This window comes from Oceanococcus sp. HetDA_MAG_MS8 (assembly GCA_019192445.1).
In the GTDB taxonomy this organism is placed as follows: domain Bacteria; phylum Pseudomonadota; class Gammaproteobacteria; order Nevskiales; family Oceanococcaceae; genus MS8.
Genome location: JAHCMK010000004.1, coordinates 310951 through 328792, shown reverse-complemented (window position 1 = coordinate 328792; position 17842 = coordinate 310951). Strand labels below are relative to the sequence as shown.

At 57.5% G+C, this 17842-nt stretch carries 10 protein-coding genes and 1 tRNA gene; 8 read left to right on the top strand and 3 right to left on the bottom strand.

Annotated elements, in window-relative coordinates:
• Window positions 1–131 precede the first annotated feature (131 nt).
• From KI787_09805 to KI787_09775, 7 genes are all read left to right on the top strand, one after another.
• Window positions 132–1799 (top strand): phosphoenolpyruvate carboxykinase (ATP), encoded by a 1668-nt coding sequence (locus KI787_09805; GenBank protein MBV6630247.1) that lies wholly within the window; start codon window positions 132–134, stop codon window positions 1797–1799.
• Window positions 1800–1841: 42 nt separating this feature from the next.
• Window positions 1842–1916: transfer RNA gene (locus tag KI787_09800), tRNA-Val, on the top strand.
• A 218-nt stretch (window positions 1917–2134) separates the two neighbouring features.
• Window positions 2135–3421: an alanine racemase gene (locus KI787_09795; GenBank protein MBV6630246.1), complete on the top strand. Its 1287-nt coding sequence runs from the start codon at window positions 2135–2137 to the stop codon at window positions 3419–3421.
• Between the two features lie 66 nt (window positions 3422–3487).
• Window positions 3488–4810 carry a DUF1298 domain-containing protein gene (locus KI787_09790; GenBank protein ID MBV6630245.1) on the top strand — a complete coding sequence of 441 codons (1323 nt, stop codon included), beginning with the start codon at window positions 3488–3490 and terminating at the stop codon, window positions 4808–4810.
• Window positions 4803–5978, top strand: a complete 1176-nt coding sequence (locus KI787_09785; protein ID MBV6630244.1) for an alpha/beta fold hydrolase — start codon at window positions 4803–4805, stop codon at window positions 5976–5978. The genes KI787_09790 and KI787_09785 overlap by 8 nt, the downstream gene beginning before the upstream one ends.
• 4 nt (window positions 5979–5982) lie before the next feature.
• A complete protein-coding gene (locus KI787_09780; protein MBV6630243.1) occupies window positions 5983–6675 on the top strand; it encodes a gamma-glutamyl-gamma-aminobutyrate hydrolase family protein in 693 nt (230 codons plus the stop codon).
• A 220-nt stretch (window positions 6676–6895) separates the two neighbouring features.
• The gene (locus KI787_09775) at window positions 6896–9136 is read left to right on the top strand and encodes an NADP-dependent isocitrate dehydrogenase (protein MBV6630242.1); all 2241 of its coding nucleotides are present in this window, start codon (window positions 6896–6898) and stop codon (window positions 9134–9136) included.
• A gap of 123 nt (window positions 9137–9259) precedes the next feature.
• Here KI787_09775 and KI787_09770 read toward each other — a convergent pair whose 3' ends face one another.
• The 3 genes from KI787_09770 to KI787_09760 form a co-directional block, all read right to left on the bottom strand.
• A complete protein-coding gene (locus tag KI787_09770) occupies window positions 9260–10207 on the bottom strand; it encodes a phosphatidylinositol-specific phospholipase C/glycerophosphodiester phosphodiesterase family protein (GenBank protein MBV6630241.1) in 948 nt (315 codons plus the stop codon).
• Complete coding sequence (locus KI787_09765; protein MBV6630240.1) at window positions 10204–11880, bottom strand: hypothetical protein; 1677 nt, start codon at window positions 11878–11880, stop codon at window positions 10204–10206. The genes KI787_09770 and KI787_09765 overlap by 4 nt, the downstream gene beginning before the upstream one ends.
• A 261-nt stretch (window positions 11881–12141) precedes the next feature.
• Entirely contained in the window at window positions 12142–13872 is a 1731-nt protein-coding gene (locus KI787_09760) for a S8 family peptidase (protein ID MBV6630239.1), read from the bottom strand.
• 244 nt (window positions 13873–14116) lie between these two features.
• On the opposite strand from KI787_09760, the gene KI787_09755 reads away from it, so the two are divergent.
• Window positions 14117–17839 carry an EAL domain-containing protein gene (locus KI787_09755; GenBank protein MBV6630238.1) on the top strand — a complete coding sequence of 1241 codons (3723 nt, stop codon included), beginning with the start codon at window positions 14117–14119 and terminating at the stop codon, window positions 17837–17839.
• Window positions 17840–17842: the final 3 nt, after the last annotated feature.

Sequence of the window (17842 nt, the reverse complement as noted above, 5' to 3'; positions counted from 1 at the left end):
TAGGGCACTGCCAGGCATTTATTCCAAAAAGCCCGACCTCGTGTCGGGCTTTTTTTTTGCTCGTTAGCAAGGGCTTAGCCGTTCGCGGTATCATTGCGCCCCTTTAGACTCCCCATAAAGCATCCTGGTCCATGGCGATTCGTGAACAACTTCATAGGGATCTCGGTCTAACCGCCGAGAATATTCAATACAACCTCCAGCCCAAACAGTTGTTTGCCGAGGCCCTAGAGAACGACCGTGGCCGCGTTCGTGTGGGTGGGTCGTATGACGAGCCCAAGGCCTTCGCCACTAAGCTTGGTGATCAGGGGCCGCTGGTGTTCTACACCGATCCCGAGGTCACCGGTCGTCCCGTTAAGGACACCTTTGCGGTCGATTGGCCTGAAGTTGAAGGGGAGCTCTGGTGGAAAGCAGACCTTCAAAAGTTTCCGCATTCCCAAGTGGATGCGCTTTTTGAGCGCATCGTTACTCATCTGAACACGCGGCAGGGTGCCGTTTATGTGCAGGATCTGACCGCAGGTTGGTTGCCCGAGTACGCAATCCCCCTACGTTTCGTGGGTGAGTACGCGACGCACGCTCTGTTTGCGCACAACATGTTCGTTCGCGATTCGATTGCTATAGACGACGCGGATGAGAAGCGCTGGACGATCCTCAACGCTCCTTCTTTTCTCTGCGATCCCGAACGTGACGGTACGCGTTCGGAGCGTTGCGTCATTATTGATATTCGTAATCGTCGTGTTCTCATTGCAGGTCGCGCGGACTACTGTGGCATCAATAAGAAATCGATCTTTACCATCCTGAATTACTTGCTGCCGGCCCAGGACTTTTTGCCCATGCACGCTTCGGCGAACATTGGCAAAGACGGCGCGAGTGCAATTCTATTCGGTTTGTCGGGTACCGGTAAGACGACGCTTTCTGCAGACCCTGACCGCTTGCTCATCGGTGATGACGAGCACGCTTGGACGGCATCGGGTGTGTCTAACTTCGAGGGTGGGTGCTACGCAAAGCTTATTGACCTCAATAAGGATGCCGAGCCTGTCATCGCACGCGCGTTGTCCATGCCTGGCACGGTGATCGAGAACGTCCCCCCGCTGCCTGGTAAGCCGCTTTCGGAAACCGATCCCCAAGATCTAGACCTGAGTGATCAATCGATCACTGAAAACACACGGTTTAGCTACCCGCTGGAATGTAACCCCGGCGTTGCGCCTGGGGCGCAAGGCCCTCATCCCAACACTTTGGTATTCCTGACTGCAGATGCATTTGGGGTGTTGCCTCCGGTGTCGATCCTCGATGAGGACGAGGTGATTTTCCACTTCGTATCGGGTTTTACCGCGAAGTTGGCAGGCACCGAGGTTGGCGTCACTGAGCCCAAAGCGGCTTTCTCGGCATGTTTTGGCGCGCCATTTATGGCTCGACCGGCATCCGTGTATGCCCAGTTGCTAGCCGCTAAAGTGCGTGGTGCACATACGCGTTGCATATTGCTCAATACAGGATGGACGGGCGGGCCTTATGGCGTTGGTGAGCGCATTTCCATCAAACTCACCCGGGCTATGCTCAATGCAGCACTACGGGGTGATCTGCACGCGGAAGGCATGGAGTACAAAACCCATGACATCTTTGGCTTGAAGATGCCCACGAGTTGCCCGGATGTACCGGCGGAGATGCTCGACCCTCGAACGACCTGGGACGATCAAGCTGCGTATAACGCCAAAGCTCAGGAGCTCAAGTCTATGTTTATCCGCAATTTCGAAGACAAAGGCTTCGCCGATCTGGGCATTAAGAATGTCATGGCGGACGACTGAAAACGCGATATAATATCGCGCTTTCCTAAGGGAAAAATCAGTGGGCGATTAGCTCAGGGGTAGAGCACTGCTTTCACACGGCAGGGGTCGCAAGTTCAAATCTTGCATCGCCCACCACTGACATCACAAAAAGGAGCCAATGGCTCCTTTTTTTTGGGCAGCGCTTTGTCAGCGCGGCCTTATCGCTCGATGTTGTTGGCCCAGCTCTTTGCATTACTCAGTCCTGTGGCCGTCAGAGCGGTGCCCTTGCGAGCCCTATAGGAGCATGGCCCCTCACCGAGTGTCCATGATATTGCTAGCATTCCCCCCTTAGAAAAACGGGTGGGGACGACGGGATGCAAAGACGCCACTTTTTAGGATTATGCGCGGTTGGGCTGCCTGCGGCAGGGTGGTTACTCAGGCCTAGCGACGCTGGCGCCGCATACAGCTCAGAATTCGCTAGCTGGAACGAACAGCTTCGTCTGCACGGTGAGGGCCGGCCGAGGATGCTGCTGGATCTTAATGCTGTGGACCACAACCTTGCGTTGGTTCTGGCCAATTTGGGATCTCAAGACTCGCGCAAACATCTGCGCTTGGTGGTCAAGTCGCTGCCGAGCATAGAACTACTCGAGTACCTGATGCGGGCAGCTCAGACTGAGCGACTGATGGTGTTTGATTTACCAAGGCTGCAGGTTATTACTGAGGCACTTCCGCAGGTGGATGTGCTCATGGGCAAACCCATGCCTGTGGCTGCCGTGGCGGCGTATTACGACGGCCACGACTCTGGCTTTGATCCTGCGCGGCAGTTGCAATGGTTGGTGGACTCCCCGCAGCGTTTACAAGAGTATTTGGCACTCGCCAAAGCGCGTGATCTGCGCTTGAGTATCAATATTGAGCTCGATGTGGGACTGAGGCGCGGCGGTGTGACCGCCGGGACTGTCTTAGATGAGATGTTGTCCGTCATCCAAGCGCACCCCAAGCATCTTGTGTGGTCCGGCTTCATGGGCTACGACGCTCACGTGGTGAAAGTGCCAGACCTTATCGCTGATACCTCTACGCTGTTCAGACAGGCTATGCAGGCTTATAACGCCGCAGTCGCTCAGCTCAAGCAAGACTTTCCATCCCTTACGCAAAATCTTGCCGCCGACCGTCCGTGCCTAAATACGGCTGGCAGCCCGACATTCCGCCTGCATCAGCAAGAGACGCTATGCAATGAAGTCGCCGTTGGCTCGGGAATCGTGCAGCCCACAGATTTCGACATTCCCAGTTTGGAAGGGCACCGGCCCGCGTGCTTTATCGCCAGCCCGGTCCTGAAGCAACTGGGCGCTTTGGAGCTCCCGGGCAACCAACAATTAGGGGCCTTGTGGGCGCGCTGGGACGTCAATCAGAGGCGCCGCTACTTTATTTACGGTGGCGACTGGAAAGCCAAGTATTACCAGCCAGCAGGACTCCAGCCAAACCCCCTATACGGGCGCAGCACAAATCAAGATTTGGTTTGCAGCTCGCCGGCCACAGCTTTGAACGTTGGCGATCACGTTTTTTTACGGCCCACCCAAAGTGAACGTGTCTTGGCACAGTTTGGCGACCTGTTTATTTGTCGGGGGAGCACTCACCTGGATCAGTGGACGACAATGCGTGTCTAAGCCTCCGCGCCGCTATACTTTGCCACGTCGATTTGCCATGCGTATCAAGACCTTGGGCACCCAACGATGATCACTCCTGCTTTATCTTCCATTGCCAAAGGATGGTTGAGCCTGGAAACAGCAGACACTCCCATGCACATGGGCGGACTACTGTATTTCCGGGTGCCGAAGACTCAGTCTGCGACGGCCGTAGCGACTGCGCTCTACGAGAACTGGCTTGAAATCCCGCCGACAGTAGCGCCGTGGACATTACGCCTCAAGCGCTCCTGGGCGAACCGCAATCAATCCGCATGGCAGGTCGATGAGAGCCTGGAAATGGAGTACCACCTGCGGCACGCGGCCCTGCCTCGGCCAGGTGGCGAGCGTGAGCTTGGCGAGTTGATTTCTCGTTTGCATGGCCGCCCACTGGATCGCAGCCGACCTTTGTGGGAGTGCTACCTCATTGAAGGCCTGCATGGGAATCGCTTTGCGCTCTACCTCAAAATTCATCCGGCTCTCATCAGCGGTTTAGATTTTCTGGATGGCGTGCTCAGCGGCTTGAGTCAACGACCGACCAAGCAGGCTCAGCCGCCGTGGACAGCCTCCATCGCTTTACAGCCTAAAGGCGCCTTACTTAGCGATTGGCCTCACTGGGTGAAGCCTTTGTGGCGCCATCTGCGCGACGCGGTGAGTTCCTCTTTGCCCTGGGCCGGATTGCAGCATTCACCTAGCTCGGCGCTGAATGGCCGCATCAATGGGCTGCGTCGTTTTGCCACCCAGCGTTACTCTCGTGCCCGCCTCAGTGCCTTGGCCAAGCAGTTCCGGGTGAGTGATGAAGACATTTTGTACTACGCGGTGGGTAGTGCCTTAAGGCGATTTTTCAAAGAATATAATGCGTTGCCTGACGAGCCTTTGGTTGCCGTGGTGGCCGACCGCTCCCGCCAGGACGCCCTTTTGACGCCATTGCTCATTAGCTTGGGCACGCATCTGTGTAATCGGCGCGAGCGTCTTCAAGAAGTGCGGCACAGCCTTAGGGTAGCGCGGGGGATGGTTCAGGCACGCCCGGCTGCGGCTGCAAATGCCGAAGCGGCCATCGAGGTGATGCCGTATATCCTGCGCCAGCTATCGCGAATCGATCATCGCCTGCCCCCCATGTTTAACTTGGGTGTGGTGAACTACGAACGACCTCATCAACGCAGTTATCTGGGTAAGGCCCAGCTCGAGCAGGTGTTTCCAATGCCGATGCTACTGCAGGGCTCGGCTTTAGCGATTGCAAGCATTTCTGATCCAGACAACATCTTTGTCGGGCTGTGCGGCGCGCGCGATAATTTGCCGCACCTGCAACGTATTGCGGTGTATATGGATCGCGCACTTGAAGAGTTAGAAGAAGAGGGACTAGACGATGCCTAAAACAGCATTCAGCCCGCGCTCACTGGGTAATCTCAACCGGCGCGCGGCGCGCAGCCTGGGCAATGGTTTGGAATGGCTCTTCCAGCGTGACCAGCTTATTAAGTCTGGCAAGACTTGGTACGAACTGGTCTACGACGGCGACCCCATGGCAGTTCGCTACTACGGCCTCCCCGACGAAGCGCAGGTCACCTTGCCCGACGGTAGCGACATGCCCGTGTGTCGCGACCAGCACGCTGTCCCACTCATTTTGGTGCCACCGCTAGGGGTCACCACCGAGACTTTCGATTTGATGCCACAGCGCAGTCTAGTGCGCTATATGGCGGCGCGCGGCTTCAAGACCTATATGGTGGATTGGGGGCGGCCGCGGAAAAAGCACGCCCATCTAGGCTTGTACGATTACTCGCAGCGCATGCTCGCAAAAGCGATTGATAAGGTCCGCGCCCACTCTGGTTGCCAGGAAGTGAGCCTGTTCGGCTGGTGCATGGGTGGTCTGCTCTGCCTCATGCACCAAGGCCTGAATGGTGACCCCAATATCCGTAATATCGTCACCGTCGCCAGCCCCATTGATCTACGCGGTGGCGGCATGGTGGCTCAGGCTGCGCAGCTCATTGATGCACCAGCGCGTTTGGTACGTAAGTACACCAACTTGCGCTTGCAGATGCTCGACCCACGGGCCTTCAACATCCCACCATGGATGACCACTTTGGCCTTTAAGCTCACCGACCCCGTTGGCAGCGTGACGACCTACTGGGACTTGATCACGCGTTTGTCAGATCGTGAGTTTGTGGAGTCACACACCACCACTTCAGCCTATCTCAACAATATGCTGATGTACCCCGGTGGGGTGGTTCGCGATATGACCGAGAAAATGGCTATCGACAACACCCTGGCAACGGGGAAGCTGGACCTTGGAGAGGGCAAGATTGCTGATCTCGCCAACATTCAGTCCAATCTCTTGGTCTACGCGGGTGACCGAGACCACCTAGTGGCGGCAGAAATTGCATCGCGCAGCTTGGACTTGGTATCCAGCGAAGATAAGAGCTTCAGGGTTGCGCCCGGTGGGCATATGGGCGTGATATTAGGAGGCAAAGCCTATAGGTCGGTATGGTCCGAGTCGGCAGACTGGCTTGCCGAACGTTCTGCATTGCCCCTGGCTGAGGCGGCCTGAGCCGATGCGGGCCGTCGTTATACGGCATGTGGCCTTTGAAACTTTGGACGGCTTCGCCGGGCCATTTCTGCGCAGCGGATTTCAAACCCGACTCTGTGATGGCTGGGACCCTCAGGCTGTGCAGGAGCTGCGGACCGCGGATTGTGCAGTCTTGCTCGGTGGGCCCATCGGCGCGAATGACTACGCCAACTACCCCTATCTTCGAGAGCTGCAGGCTGCCTTAGTCGATCGGCTGAAGGCCGACAAACCCACCTTGGGTATCTGCTTGGGGGCGCAAATGATGGCGTTGGCTTTGGGCGGAGAGTTAATCCGGGGGAGCAGCTTAGAAATTGGTGCCGCGCCCATCACGCTAAGCACTCATGGAGAACAGTCTTGTTTGCAAATCTTCCAGCGCTTTCCTGAAGCCTGGCATTGGCATCAGGACCAGTTCAGTTTGCCGCCTGGCACGCGACCGCTCGCGTCGACCGAAACGACTGCAGTGCAGGCTTTTGATCGTGGCGAACACATTCTGGCATGCCAGTTTCATCCCGAGTTCGCCGGTGGTGTGGAGCCATGGCTAGTCGGGCATCACGTCGAGCTCATGCAGGCGAGGGTGCCCATAGCGGAACTTCGTGCGCAGGCTTTGCATCATAAGGTGGACTTTGCGCACAAAGCTGAGCATGTTGCGCAGGCGTGGCTGCATGGGTTTATGGATTGAACAATCCCAGTCTGCGGTCGCGATGCAAATCCGGCGGTAGGCCGAGCGTGGGCTGATATGGCGACATCCTTGCATGAGCTGCTCGGAACGGTTCTACGACTTTGGGCGAGTACAGGAAATGCGGCCGCAGCCCAGTTACACTTTCACTATTCGTCAGGTCGTTTTGGCGGTTACGCGCGAAATGTGCCTGTGAACTCTATTCAGCGGAAACGACAGTTTTATGGGCGAATCTAAGCCGACAATTACTTACACGATTACGGACGAAGCGCCAATGCTGGCGACTGCATCGTTCTTGCCGATCATCAGCGCCTACCTTGCCGCTGCAGGGGTGAAGGTTGATGTTGCTGATATCTCTCTAGCGGCACGTATTCTGTCTTCATTCCCCGACTACTTGAGCGAAGAGCAGCAAGTGCCTGATTATTTGGCGCAGTTGGCCGAGCTCACTCAAGACCCTGGCGCGAACATCATTAAACTGCCCAACATCAGTGCGGCAGTGGAGCAGCTGCGCAGCGCCATCAAAGAGCTGCAAAGTCAGGGCTATAAAATTCCGGATTACCCCATGGATGCCTCCGATGATAAGGAGCGTGAAATCCAAGGGCGTTACGCCAAAGTGCTCGGCAGCGCCGTGAACCCGGTGCTCCGCGAAGGTAATTCTGATCGCCGCGCACCGAAGGCGGTCAAAGAGTACGCGCGCAAGAATCCCCACTCCATGGGGGAGTGGAGCATGGCTTCGCGTACGCACGTGGCGCACATGCGCGAAGGCGATTTCTACCATGGCGAAAAGTCCATGACCGTAGACAAACCTTGCAGCGTGCGGATGGAGCTCATCACCAAGGATGGCGAAACGCATGTCCTCAAGCCCGAAGTGAAACTGCTGGCCGGTGAAGTCATCGACAGTATGTTTATGAGCAAGAAGGCGCTGGTGGAGTTTTACGAAGAGCAGATGCAGGACGCGCACGAGACTGGAATGCTGTTCTCACTGCACGTCAAAGCCACCATGATGAAGGTGTCCCACCCCATCGTGTTCGGCCATGCGGTGAAGACCTACTACAAAGAGGCCTTTGCCAAGCACAAGTTCTGGTTCGATACCCTGGGCGTCAACGTCAACAACGGCCTGGTGGATCTGTATCAGAAAATCGAGCTCCTGCCACGCTCCTTGCGTGAGGAAGTCATTCAGGATATGCACGCCTGCCACCAGCACCGGCCTGCGCTCGCCATGGTGGATTCCGCACGCGGTATCACCAACCTGCATGCCCCCAATGATGTGATTGTGGACGCATCCATGCCGGCGATGATTCGTGCCGGCGGCAAAATGTGGGGAGCAGACGGAAAGACTCACGATACCAAGGCGGTCATTCCGGAAAGCACCTTCGCCCGCATCTACCAGGAAGTCGTCAACTTCTGTAAAACCAACGGCGCTTTCGACCCACGCACCATGGGCACCGTGCCCAACGTGGGACTGATGGCGCAAAAGGCCGAAGAGTACGGCTCTCACGACAAAACCTTTGAAGTAGAAGCCGCTGGTGAGGCCCGTGTGGTGGACAACGCTACCGGTGAGGTCTTGATGACTTTGGAGGTGGAAGAGGGCGACATCTGGCGGATGTGCCAGGTCAAGGACGAGCCGATCCGCGACTGGGTCAAACTGGCCGTCAATCGGGCGCGCGCCTCCGGTATGCCGGCTGTGTTCTGGCTGGACCCCTACCGCCCCCACGAGGCGGAGATTCTCAAGAAGGTCCATGCTTACCTAGCCGAGCATGACACCGAGGGTTTGGACATCCGCACGATGTCCCAGGTCCGGGCCATGCGCTTCTCGCTGGAGCGGGCCTCGCGCGGGCTGGATACCATTGCCGTGACCGGCAACATCCTGCGTGATTACCTCACCGACCTCTTCCCCATCCTGGAGCTAGGTACCAGTGCCAAAATGCTGTCTATCGTGCCCTTGATGAAAGGTGGTGGCCTGTACGAAACCGGCGCTGGGGGCTCCGCACCCAAGCATGTGCAGCAGTTGGTGGAAGAGAATCACCTGCGCTGGGATTCGTTGGGCGAGTTTTTGGCCTTGGCCGCCAGCCTGGATGATCTGGGCATGAAGTTCGACCAGCCGCAAATTCGCATCATGGCGGACACGCTGGATGCTGCCACTGGCCGCTTACTGGATGAGGGTAAATCGCCCTCGCGCCGTACCGGCGAGCTGGACAACCGCGGCAGCCAGTATTTCTTGGCGCGCTACTGGGCCGAGGCTCTGGCCGAGCAATCCGACGATGCCGAGCTGCAGGCTTGCTTCAAGCCCATTGCTGAAGATCTCGCGGCTAAGGAAGAGCAAGTGCTTGATGAGCTCACGCAGATTCAGGGTAAGGCCGTGGATATTGGCGGTTACTTCTGGCCCAACAAAGCCAAATTGGCTGAGGTTATGCGCCCCAGCGCCACCTTCAACGCCGTACTGGAAAAACTCCCGGCTGCTTAGTGGCAATCGGTGCCGTGCGGCGGTGTGGATAATCTAGATCTAACAACGGCCCCTTCTGGGGCCGTTTTTTTTTGGACTACCCGAGCTAAGCGGTGTGTGGCTTAAGGGATGAGACTGAGCTGCTCAGGGGCTTGCGGGCGTTGATGCTTGCCGGGCTCGCTCGCGCAGGAAAGCCGCCAGACCCGGAAGATCATCGGTATTGATATGATCCAGGCTGGCGTCGGCGAGTACCGTCCAGAGCGCCTCACGTGCGGGTCCGGGCGCATCAGGTGTGGCCCAAAAACGCAAACGCGCTCCCAAGGCCTGGGTTTTTTCAATGGTGCTCAGCAACTTGGCCTGCTCCTCCTCGGGCATAGGACCCTCGCCTCGCCAGCGGAAATGATTCCCCCAGTTGTCGCTGATTAATGGCATCAGTTCTACCTGGGAGGGCGAGTCCAGGTCGGGCAAACGGCCATCGATAAAGGCCAGTCGCTGGGCCTGCGCCGCCAGGGTATTGGTGGGCCGATTGCCGGAGATCACCACGGTGACCATGCCGGGGTGGACCTCGCCGTCGGCATAGCGGGTGAGCATGGGGGCATAGTCTTCAAGAATGGGCTCGAGTACCAGCCAAGTGGTTTCCGCTTCGGTTTTGAAGTCAATAAGCAGTTGCAGTGGCGCCACTTGGTCGGGGTATAACTGCCCGTCCTGCTCAAAGCGCTCCCATAAGTGGTCGAGGTATAAACGGCGCAGTGTGCGTTCGGGACGAATGTCCTGCGGGTCGTGTGCTACATACAGGGTGGACACCAGCGGCAGAGCGACAGGCAGGGCGGCCATCATTTCCGGCGGTAGCGGCGCCGCGAAAACGTCCGCCTCCACGCTCATGAAGCCATGACTGAGGGCATCCAGCAGTGGCCGCGGATGCTCGTAGTCGTTGTGGGCATGGGCCTGAGCCAAAGCCATCGGCTCGGCAGGGTCCATAACCGTCTCCCGCGCGTCTGAGTGCATGCCGGGCTGTCCACCCTCACACGCCGTCAGGAGTAGGGCTGCAGCAACCAGCAGCGGGCTGGGGCGAGCACGTAGATGTCTGGTCATAGCGGGGTTCCGAACAGGGGAGCGGGTGCGGTTTCACTGCCGATCAATAGGTGCTGACTGTCCTGGCTGAAGTCCCCAGCCTCGATCTGGGGGTAGTCCGGTACCTTGATCACGCGCGGCGTTTGATTCAGGGCCTCCAGCCAGGGCTGGCCGGCGTCACGGGTGTAAACATAACTGCGGTCCAGAGTGACGATCACGGCTTTCGCGCCATCATCACTGAATGCAAACGCGGTGGGTGACACATTGGTGATGCCATCCACGCGGCTTCCGCCTTCCGGGATTGGCAGGCTTTGAATCTCGCCCAGAAATTCCGCCGTCACCAGGCCGCTGGCGTCCAGGGGCAGGCGATACAGACGGGGCAGAGCATCGCGTTTGGAAAGCAGGTAAATAAAGCCTTCTGCAGCATCCACGGCCACCCCTTCGCAGTCGCGGGGGCCGTCCGGGTACCGCAGGATTATGTGGCGGTGGACCGTGAGCGGGGCGCTCAGAGGTGGAGTCGATGTGGGCTCAGCCACGATGTACAGGTCCACGAAGGGCCGAAAGGCTCCGTTGTCGCCCACGTCTGCGAGTAGCAAAAAGCCCTGCTCGCCATCCCGCCAGGAGGCCATGTCTTCCCAATCCAGGGCGCCGGCCAGGAGTACGGGCAGCGTGCCCAGATCACGGCCCTGCTGATCGAAGGCGAACACGCGCGGCTGGTCGCCGGAGTCGTTCAGGCCGTAAAACACACCAGGGTGCAAGGCGCTGTTGGCCAGGCCACTGAGTTCGGCAATGTCAGCGTTCTGGGCCTGGAACTCTCCTTGCGGTGGCTGCGCACCATCGCGCACCAGCAGCAGCCGGGCCGGCTCGTCTGTGATCACGCCATCGACGCCCATTGCCAACAGTTCGCGCATGCGCGGGGCGTCATTAATGGTATACGGGCTGATGCGAAAACCACGACGGTGAATGTCGGCAACGATGTCGGCGTTGAGATTGCTGTGGCTGGGGTTGATCCAGTCGGCAAAGCCGCTGATGTCTGCCCAGGTTTCTTCGTCTTGCGGCGGGTTACCCAGCAGGCCGATGGGCACAGCCGGGTGAATATCGGCGTAGGTGCGCATGGATTCCCAGTCAAAGGAATGCACAATCAAGGGTTGCTGAGCTGCGCCATTGTTGACCCAGCCGGCGGCTTCTAGGTCACGCGCAATGGCCTCTTCAATGCCTGGGTATCTGCTAGGCCCTTTGACCTCTAGCAACAGGCCGGCCCGATCCCGCAACAGATTCAGGATGTCGGTCAAGGAGGGGACCGGCTCACCAGCATAGGAAAAGTTCAGCGGATCCTTGGAATAGCCAAACCAGGTGCCGGCATCCAGGGTGTAGAGTTCGGCGGCATCAAAGTCCCCTACATTCCAAGGCGCACCGACGGGGAAGCGTAGTGGGGCGTCCGTGGTGCGGGTCAAGGTCGTGTCGTGCATCAAAACGACCTCGCCATCGGCACTCATCTGTACATCAATTTCGACGAAGTCGGCTCCGGCCAATACGCCTAGGTCCACCGCAATGGCCGTGTTCTCTGGCGCAATAGCTGAGTAGCCGCGGTGGGCAATGACCAGCGGTACCGCTAAGGGTTGGAGTGCTTCGGAAGCTGACTGCCGGGATGAGGCGGGTAGGGAGGACTGACAGGCCGACAGCGTAAAAAGCATTGACCCCATCAGGGCCTTAACGATGAGGCCAACTGATGGATGAGCAGCGAGGTCCATGGCGTTGAGGTGGTTCTCCAGAGGCCGCCAAGGTTGCCACCCGAATATGACAACTTAACTGCGACACCACCATCACCAGTTTAGGTATTGAGTTCCAGTCTGGTTTGACCCACAGCCTTCCAGGAAAATCCCAGAACTAGAGTACGGATGGCTGACCCAGCGCCAGCCATCCTGTCCTTACTTCACGATAGGGGTTAGAACGCCTTATCGGCGCAGTGGCTCGTGGTCAGCGACATCAGGGTAGGCGAACAATTGACTGTAGCCGCCGCCCCAGGGGTCACCTTCGATTACCAGATACTCACGGAGCATGCTGTCGACGTCCTCATCGGCTGAGTAAGGCGTCGCTGCATAGGACAGGCTGAGGCCTGAGCCAAGCTCTAAGGACATGCGAGAAAAGTAGCCTCCGCCCCATGGGTCTCCTTGGGCAAGTACATATCCACCGCCCCACGGATCACCTTCTACAGAGGTGACTTTCTCCCAGGTGCTCCCAGGAAAATTGAGTGGGTCGTTATGGTCATCAGCAATAAAGTACTGTTGGCGTTCTTCGTCGAATCTTGCCCTGCCTAAAAAATGTGTCTTATCAGCCAGTTCCAAACTGATATCGAGGCCCACGTTTGCGCACTGGCTTGCGTCGCTCACTAAAGCAGCTTCGGCGTCCAAGAGCCCGGCGCCTTGCTGGAAGACACTGATCGCTGCTTCACCATTTGGATTAACCGCGGCTCGCGCAGTTGCAATGAGCTTGCATTTCACATCATCAGGTGTCAGGTGGGGCTGAGCTTGTAGCAATAGCGCCGCTACTCCACTGGTGATCGCCGCAGCTTGTGAGGTTCCTGATAGGGCATAAACTCCGCTTCGAACTTCGCCGGCTCCACCGTTACTCTGTGCCAAGGTGCTGCGTGGGTGCGCTGCGCCTAGAATCCGGTCTCCAGGAGCAACAAGGTCTGGTTTCACAAAAGCTTCGAGGGTAGGACCTGCCGCAGAGAACGAAGTGATGAAGTCATCACTGAGATTTCGGGGAGTTCCATTGTCACTCACAGCGCCAACGGTGATCACGTAAGGCAGATTTCCGGGCACCGTAATGCTTTGAGGGTCGGGCCCCGTATTCCCTGCAGAGGTGACCACCACGATGCCGGCATCCCATGCACGCATCACAGCTTGGTTTATGGGGTCATCCCAGTAGTGCGATTGCACTGGGGCGCCAAAAGACAGGTTCAGTACCCGAATATTGAGCTCGTTGGCATTCCGGATGACCCAATCAATACCCTCGAGCACATCAATATAGCGACCTAGACCATCGTCATCGAAAGCCCGCACCGAATAAATGTGCGCACCGGGAGCAACACCAGCTTGATGCTCCCGCCGGTCTGCACCCACGACGTGACTAATGAGGTGGCTTGCGTGCCCGTGTCGATCCTGACTGCCGCTCTGGAGCTCTGCGCCCTGAGGGGGAATGTCTTCACCAACGCTACTCACTTCACCAAAAACTCGTGGCAGGTTGGCCACCCGGCCCCAAACGCCGGTGTCGATGAATGCAACGCCTATCCCGGCGCCGTCGATGCCCATATTGTGGACGGCACTGGCGCGTACCCAGGGCACAACGGCCGCCGGTTGCCACTCTTGCTCGGGCTGAGATGCGTTGGAGTTCTCTCTGTCAGCAATGCTGAACAGAGGGCCGTCGGCAAACAACTTCAGCTGAGGGTTCTGCGCCTGAAGAGCCACGACTTCGCTAGCGCTAAGCCGCACGCCCCAAGTACCCAGGCTGGGCTGCTCGGAGATGATCCTAGCCCCGACTGCCTCCAGGGACTCCGCGACGTTTGGGCCCCAAGCAACATAGGCGAAGCGCTGCTCACCAGATAAGCTGACAGAAAAGTTCGCCGCGTAAGCAGCCAAACCGGTCGCAGCCACGGCAAAGCCGTAGCGTATCCAAGTGTTCATCCCAAGTGCTCCCTGCGAGTCGAGCTGCGCAATGCCGTAGCTTGCGCGATTTACCTTCAATGTAAGCAACTCCTGGGCCGATGTCTACCTTGTGCAGCTCCAGGATGGAGCCGCTATGCTGACGAGCATCGACCTAGCTCAGCTACTCGAGCCTGGACGCATAAGAAAAGAACCTAAAGCAGGGAAACAATTGACTCGTTCTCCGCCTCCGCGCGCTATTTTCGGTCGCATATCGCGCTTTCTTGTGACTGCCATAGCTGTCACAGTACTTGGCTGGGCGGAGTTATCAGCTGCCTCGATGCGGATGGGCTTCGACGCGTACAGCCAAAAAGCCGGGCTGAGGCAAGCCTCGGTCTACGCAGTGGTGCAGGATGTTTACGGGCAGATATGGGTAGGCACCGAAGCCGGGCTACATCGATTCGACGGATATCGATTTCGGCAGATTTCGGCCGAGTCAAAGGCGACTCAGTCGCAGTCAGATTGGGTTTACAGCATCCTGCCTATGCCGAACGGAGATTTGCTGCTGGGAACCCTCAACCGTGGGATCGTTAAATACGCTCGTAACGCTGGAGAGTTGGTCTCATTCTCTGGTAGCAGCAGCCCCACAAGTGCAATCCGTGATCTAGCCCAGGTCGCGCCCAACGAGATATGGGCAGCCACTTATGGTGATGGGGTTATGCGTATCTCCGCTGATGGGGACGTGCTCGGACTGATTAGCCTAGAAGGTGTTTCCGCGGATGCGCAATTCGTGCTCGATTTACAAGTTGCGTCGGACAAACGGGTCTATGCAGCAACGCTCGGTGGTGTAGTCGAACTTGATGCCGAGTCTGGCGTTGTGCGCCCTTTACTCGACGAAAGCAGGTCACCCTTCCGTTCGGAGTCTGGCGCCTTACACCTAGGCCCAGATGGTCAGCTTTGGGTTGGTACTCGTTTCGACGGGGTGTTTCGCTTGTCGGAGTCCGGCGTCCTTTTGCAAGTCGTAGACAAAATCGCAGGCCGGTCACTACAAGACATCCGCTCACTAACCACTCTGAGTTCTGGAGTAATTATTGCCGGAACTGGCGTCGGTCTGGCCTCAATGAGCGCAGCGTCTGGTACCTGGGAGTGGGTGATTGCCGAAGGCTTGGCAGACGACAAAGTTATGTCTCTGCTGGAGGATGGCGTCGGTGGGCTTTGGGTCGGTACTAAAGATGCTGGCTTGGGCTACTGGGACCAAAACGCCAGCTTATACGGCGTGTATTTGCCCACCCAGCTCGAGGATGCAACCGTAACGTCAGTAGCGTCAATCGATGAACAAACCCTGGCTATAGGGACTGTTGGCGCGGGCCTCAGACTTGCAAAAGTTGACGGCTCAGGAAGTTATCGAACCGTTAACCTTCAGGAACGAACCAACGTGATGGGCTTGCTATCACAAGGTTCTCTGGCGCGCCTTTGGATTGCAACTCGGTCATCTGGATTGTTGGCGCTGGACTCAGGCCTTGCTCAACATCGTTGGTTTCGCCGAGGGGATAACCCCGATACTTTGCGCACTGATGGTGTGATGAGCGTGGCTGAGTCTCGTACAGGGGAGATTTGGGTAGGGTCTTACCGCGGAGGTTTGGCACGGCTTCGCGGGAAGGAACTGCGCCTGCAGCGCCTTAATGTCATGCCACCTCAGCAGCAGTTGAATGAGGCTCTGCCTGGAAGTCTAGAATTCGATGAGTCTGGTGCATTGTGGGTAGGAACACGGGGATTGGGTTTGTTCTACATCTCCCCCGATGATGTAGAAGCACAAAATGAAGGGGTAACCGCCATTCCGGTTCGGTCCCCGGCGCAGGTGATCTATGGCATCGCAGCAGATCGACGCGGAGGGGTGTGGGTTGCCAGCGCAGATGCGGGGTTGTTACACGTCGACACGACATTCACAACTTCCACTCCCGACGTTCGTGTCATCCCACTCAGCGATGAACAAGACAGCTACACAGCATTTGATGTGGTTGTTGATGATGATCAATCGGTTTGGCTCAGTGCGGATTTTGGCCTGGGCCGCGTCTCGTCAAACCAGCAACATATCTTGAAGCTTCAGCGTAATCACCCTTCTTCTATCAGTGAGTACACCGCAGGTGCAGGCGCTCTACTCGAAGATGGGCGGGTGTTCTTTGGCGGCCGGCGGGGCTATAACCTTTTTGATCCTCGCGACCTGGTTTCTGCTGAAGCTTCTCCAAAACTGACTCTCACGGGCATAGAAACTATTGGGGACAACGCGAAGTTGTACCCGCACCCCGAGGCGCTGCCAGCCTTAGAACTGGATCACACCATTTCTGTGGTTCGCTTTGACTATGCATTAGCGGATTACGCAGCGCCCGAAGACAACCGCTTCACCTTCCAACTGGAGGGTTTTGACTCAGATTGGAGCCCGCTGACCAACCGCCATTCCAGCACCTACACGAACCTGGATGCTGGGGACTATGTTTTTAAGGTCCGGGCTATGAACAGTCTGGGTGTTTGGTCAGACCAAGTCCTAGAGGTGCCAGTTCGTGTGCGCCCTGCGCCGTGGGCAAGTTGGTGGGCGTACACCCTATACGCGGCGTTTTTCGTGGGTTTGATTTGGTTGGCGCTGCGTTGGCGCTTCCGCGAGCAGGAGCGAGAGGCGCGTATTAATCAGCTGGCTTATTACGATCAGGTCACTGGTATTCCTAACCGCTACTTATTCGAAGCTAGAGCAGACGCGGCCTTAACGCGGGCGATGGGGGCGGGGGAAGCCTTCTCGGTGTTGTGGCTACGTTTGGTACTAGCGCCACAAATGTCTGATCTACTGAATCCAGAGCAGCGCGATGAGGTGGCTCGCGCGCTCGCCGCTCGCTGCGTGCGCATCGTCCATGCTGGGTTTAATGAGCCCGGCAAACGGGATGTTGCGCGGATGGAGAGCTTGGGCTTTGCCGTATTTGTGCGCGATCAAGCTCGGGGCGAGCAAGCGCAGGCTTTGGCCGAGCGTTTAGTCAATGTGTTGGGGCAGCCGCTGACAGTGGCCGAGCAACTCGTGCCCATTGCTGCGCATATTGGTCTTGCAGCAGCGCCAGATGACGGCGACAAATTATCTGACCTCATGACCTATGCTCAGGCGGCAACATTCGACCCCGGACCACGCCAACAGAGTCGAATTGTTCGCTACCAAGCCAGCATGACTCAAACTGCGGCAGCAAGGGTGTCTTTAGAAAGTCGCTTACGTGAGGCTTTAGCGCAGAGCATCCTGCAGGTCTATTTTCAGCCCAGACTCAATCAGGATGGGCGCATCACAGGTGCCGAGGCCTTGTTGCGTTGGCCTGTGGCGGATGGTCCATGGCCCAGTCCGGCAGAGTTCGTGCCGCTGGCAGAGCAATCCGAGTTGATCGGAGTCTTGGATCGGTATGTTCTACGTAGGGTGTGCATCGCCATGCAGCGCTGGGCCAAGCAGGGTATTCCGGCTATTCCCATAGCCATCAATATGTCCGCGCGCAGTCTGGGGCCGGATGATCTCGTAGAAGATCTTCAAGCTCTGTGCGTAGATCATGGAATCTCTGCCGATAGCTTGGAAATCGAGCTGACGGAGTCTGCGGTTGTGGCCGACATGGAGCGTGTGCGGCGTAGCCTGGAGGCCCTGCAGCGAGCAGGCTGCAAGATTTCTTTGGATGACTTTGGGACTGGGTATTCTTCCCTGAGCCACCTACAGGCATTCGCTATCGACTGCTTAAAAATCGATCGTAGCTTTGTCGCGGAGGTGGATGCTGGTGGTCAGCCGGCGTCGATCTGTCAGGGCATCATCTCCTTAGCCCAGGGTTTGGGTATGCGTGTCGTGGCCGAGGGGGTTGAGACCCAAGCTCAATGGGACACACTGAAGAGAATGGGCTGCCCTGAGATGCAGGGGTTCTTATTTTCTCCGGCTGTTCCGGCAAGCGAGCTAGCCGCTTTGTTGGTCGAGCCTGTGGCCCAGCCGGTGAGCCAGCAATGAGTG

What these genes read in the sequence shown, in the direction of transcription:
- KI787_09785 (MBV6630244.1), top strand. Translation starts at nt 4,803, where the DNA reads ATGCCTAAAACAGCATTCAGCCCGCGCTCACTGGGTAATCTCAACCGG.
- KI787_09775 (MBV6630242.1), top strand. Translation starts at nt 6,896, where the DNA reads ATGGGCGAATCTAAGCCGACAATTACTTACACGATTACGGACGAAGCG.
- KI787_09760 (MBV6630239.1), bottom strand. Translation starts at nt 13,872, where the DNA reads ATGAACACTTGGATACGCTACGGCTTTGCCGTGGCTGCGACCGGTTTG.
- KI787_09770 (MBV6630241.1), bottom strand. Translation starts at nt 10,207, where the DNA reads ATGACCAGACATCTACGTGCTCGCCCCAGCCCGCTGCTGGTTGCTGCA.
- KI787_09790 (MBV6630245.1), top strand. Translation starts at nt 3,488, where the DNA reads ATGATCACTCCTGCTTTATCTTCCATTGCCAAAGGATGGTTGAGCCTG.
- KI787_09795 (MBV6630246.1), top strand. Translation starts at nt 2,135, where the DNA reads ATGCAAAGACGCCACTTTTTAGGATTATGCGCGGTTGGGCTGCCTGCG.
- KI787_09765 (MBV6630240.1), bottom strand. Translation starts at nt 11,880, where the DNA reads ATGCTTTTTACGCTGTCGGCCTGTCAGTCCTCCCTACCCGCCTCATCC.
- KI787_09780 (MBV6630243.1), top strand. Translation starts at nt 5,983, where the DNA reads ATGCGGGCCGTCGTTATACGGCATGTGGCCTTTGAAACTTTGGACGGC.
- KI787_09805 (MBV6630247.1), top strand. Translation starts at nt 132, where the DNA reads ATGGCGATTCGTGAACAACTTCATAGGGATCTCGGTCTAACCGCCGAG.